At 70.6% G+C, this 3107-nt stretch carries 2 protein-coding genes; both read right to left on the reverse strand.

Annotated features, from left to right (window positions below):
• Positions 1-1077 (reverse strand): beta-ketoacyl synthase N-terminal-like domain-containing protein (locus tag ACFZB9_RS36815; RefSeq protein ID WP_391454519.1); only part of this gene is annotated, 1077 nt, incomplete at its 3' end.
• On the reverse strand, positions 1077-3107 hold a 2031-nt coding region (locus tag ACFZB9_RS36820; protein ID WP_391454520.1), incomplete at its 5' end, for an SDR family NAD(P)-dependent oxidoreductase. The genes ACFZB9_RS36820 and ACFZB9_RS36815, both read right to left, overlap by 1 nt.

Below are 3107 nucleotides of genomic sequence, written 5' to 3' on the forward strand. Positions count from 1 at the left end.
GGCGGCGTCGAGGTGGCCGACGTTGCCCTTGAGTGAGCCGATGGCGCAGGATCCGGTGTTGCCGAACGCCCGCGACAACGCCTGCACCTCGATCGAATCGCCGATCACGGTGCCGCTGCCGTGCGCCTCGATGTAGTCGATGCTCTCGGGGGCGACCTCCGCGACGGTCAGTGCCTGCGTGATCACCTCGGCCTGTCCGGCGACGGTCGGTGCCGTGAAACTCGCCTTGACCCCGCCGTCGTTGTTGACGGCCGATCCCTTGATCACGGCGTGGATGGTGTCGCCGTCGGCCAGCGCGTCCTCCAGCCGCTTCAGTGTCACCACGCCGACGCCGTTGCCGAAGACCGTGCCCCGGGCATCCGCGTCGAACGGGCGGATGTGCCCGTCCGGGGAGAGGAAGGCTCCCTCCTGGTAGCGGTAGCCGGTGTTCTCGGGCACCTTGTAGGAGACCGCACCCGAAAGCGCCATGTCGCACTCGTAGTTGAGCAGGCTCTGGCAGGCTGCGTGCAGCGCGACCAGTGAGCTGGAGCAGGCGGTCTGGACGGGGAAGCTCGGCCCCCGCAGGTCGAGCTTGTACGACACCCGGCTGGTCAGGAAGGCGAGTTCGAAGCCCAGGCCGACGTTCTCGCCCTTGATCGCCTCGCCCTGCTCCAGGTTGCTGAGGATGTTCCCGAGGTAGGCGGTGGTACTGGCGCCGCCGAAGACACCGATGCTGCCGTCGTACCGGGCGGCGTCGTAACCGGAGTGCTCCAGTGCGGCCCAGGCCGTCTCCAGGAAGAGCCGGTGCTGGGGGTCCATGATCTTGGCCTCGCGGGCGGTGTACCCGAAGAACTCCGCGTCGAACAGGCCGATGCCCTCGAACCTGGGTGCGGCCTTGACGTAGTCGGGCCGGTCGAAGTCCTCGGGTGGCACGCCGGCTGCCGCCAGCTCCTCGTCGGTCAGGGCGACGATCGACTCGACGCCGTCGCGCAGGTTCGACCAGAACTCGGTCAGGTCCCCGGCGCCGGGGAAACGCCCCGCCATCCCGATGATCGCGACGCCGTCCCGTTCCGGGAGATCCGTCAACTCAGTGGTCATCATTCGCCCCTTGCCGTTCGACGCCGTTGCTGCTGACGCCGCCGCTGCTGCTGCATCTTCTCTCTGCGTTCCTCAAGTGCCTTGAGGTCGTCAGGTGTTGCCTGCTGTACGGGCTTGTCGACCAGGCCGGCCAGGTGCGCGACCGTCAGCCCCTCGTACAGGTCGCCGAGCGTGAGCTTCGTGCCCAGCCTGGTGTTGACGGTGCTCACCAGCTGGATCGCGATCAGGGAGTTGCCGCCCAGATCGAAGAAGCTGTCCTGGATGCCGGCCTTCTCGATGCCCAGCAGGTCCTGCCACACCTCACACACCGTGCGCTCGGTGTCGCTGCGCGGTGCCACGAACTCGGTCAGGATGTTCGGGCGGTCGTGCACGGCGGTGTGGGGCTCCGTGGTGGCGTCCTGGCCCAGCGAGAAGGCGCCCGCGAAGAGCGCCGAGAGCTCGGCGGGCGACACGATGATCTGCGACTCCGAGGCACCGGCCAGGATCGTGTCGAGGGCCCACAGTCCCTCGGCGGCTGACATGGCGCGCTGGTCCACCTGCTCGGTGCCGGACGGCGTAGCGGTACCGACCGCCATGCCGATCTCCCGCCACGGACCCCAGTCGATCGAGATCACCCGCTGCCGACGGCCGCGGTCCTGCGCGAAGGCGTCGAGGAAGCAGTTCGCGGCGCAGTAGTCGACCTGTCCGACACTGCCGATGTTCGCACCGTTCGAGCCGAACAGGACCAGGAACTCCAGCTCCTGGTCTGCCAGGACCTCCTCCAGTACCAGGGTGCCGCGTACCTTCGGGAGCAGCACCTCGGCGGCCGCCTGGAGGTCCTTGAGCTGGATCAGGCCGCCACCGGCCACGCCCGCCGTGTGGAAGGCGCCGTGGACGGCTCCCCAGCGCAGGGTGGTCTGCCGGACGGCCTCGCGCATCGCCGCCTGGTCGCTCACGTCGGCCTGGAACACCAGGAGCTCCGCACCCGCGTCCCGCAGGCGGACCAAGGTCCGCACGGTCTCGGTGAGTCGGCCCTTGCCCGGGTTGCGGACGAGCCAGGAGTCCCACTGCGCGGCGTCCGGCAGCCGGGTGCGCGCGGTGAGCGCGATCCGTGCTCCCGCGGCCGCGAGGTGCTCGGCCAGGGCCAGGCCCAGGCCGCCGGTGCCGCCGGTGACCAGGTAGACACCACCCCTGCGCACCGCCGGCGCCTGGTCACGTCGGGGCAGTGGCTGCGGCAGGTAGTGCTGGGACCAGCGGTGGCCCCCTCGGTGGGCCACCGTTTCCGTGCCGGGCTCCGGCTCAGCGACCAACTCGGCCATCAGCCTTACCAGCTGAGCCTCGGTAGGAGCCGTCGGGCAGTCGAGGTCGACGCTGCGGCAGGTGGTGCCGGGCAGCTCGCGGGGCAGCACGCGGCACGGGCCCAGCAGGGTGGCCTTCAGCGGCGAGAGCAGCTCGGCACCGGTGACGTTGTGCAGCCCGTTGCTGAGCACCCAGATCCGCCGCGGCTCGCTGTCCGGGTGGCGAACGAGGGCCTGGGCGAGGCGGATCAGGCTCTCGAAGCCGTGCTGGAGGCTCCCCTCCTCGCCCGGTGCGGTGACGCTCCAGGCGTGGACGATGCGGGTGGGTACACCGGCGGGGCCCTCACGGAGCGCGTTGATCAGCCGGTCGTAGTCGGCGCTGCGGGCGGGGTCGATGCCGTACCGGCCCTCGCCCGGCTCGGACCAGGTGTCGGCCGCCGCCACCACGGTGACGGTGGCGCCGCCGGACCGCAGCCGCTCGACGACCGCCTCGGCCACGCCCAGGCCGTCGGCGAAGACCAGCCAGTGCCGGCCGCAGTCCGGCTGCCCCCCGGCGGGCAGAGCGGCTCGCTGCCAGGACGGGGCGTAGAACCAGTCCGCGATGTTGTCGCGGCGCGCGGTGGCGGCACTGTCGGTGGCCTGCGCTGTGGTCTGCCGGTCCAGCCAGTAGTGCTTGTGTTGGAAGGGGTAGGTGGGGAGGGGGATGCGGCGGCGTTGTTGTTGGGCGTAGTAGGCGGTCCAGTTGGGGGTGGT

Origin of the sequence: Kitasatospora sp. NPDC008050 (genome assembly GCF_042957465.1) — a bacterium.
Lineage (GTDB): Bacteria > Actinomycetota > Actinomycetes > Streptomycetales > Streptomycetaceae > Kitasatospora.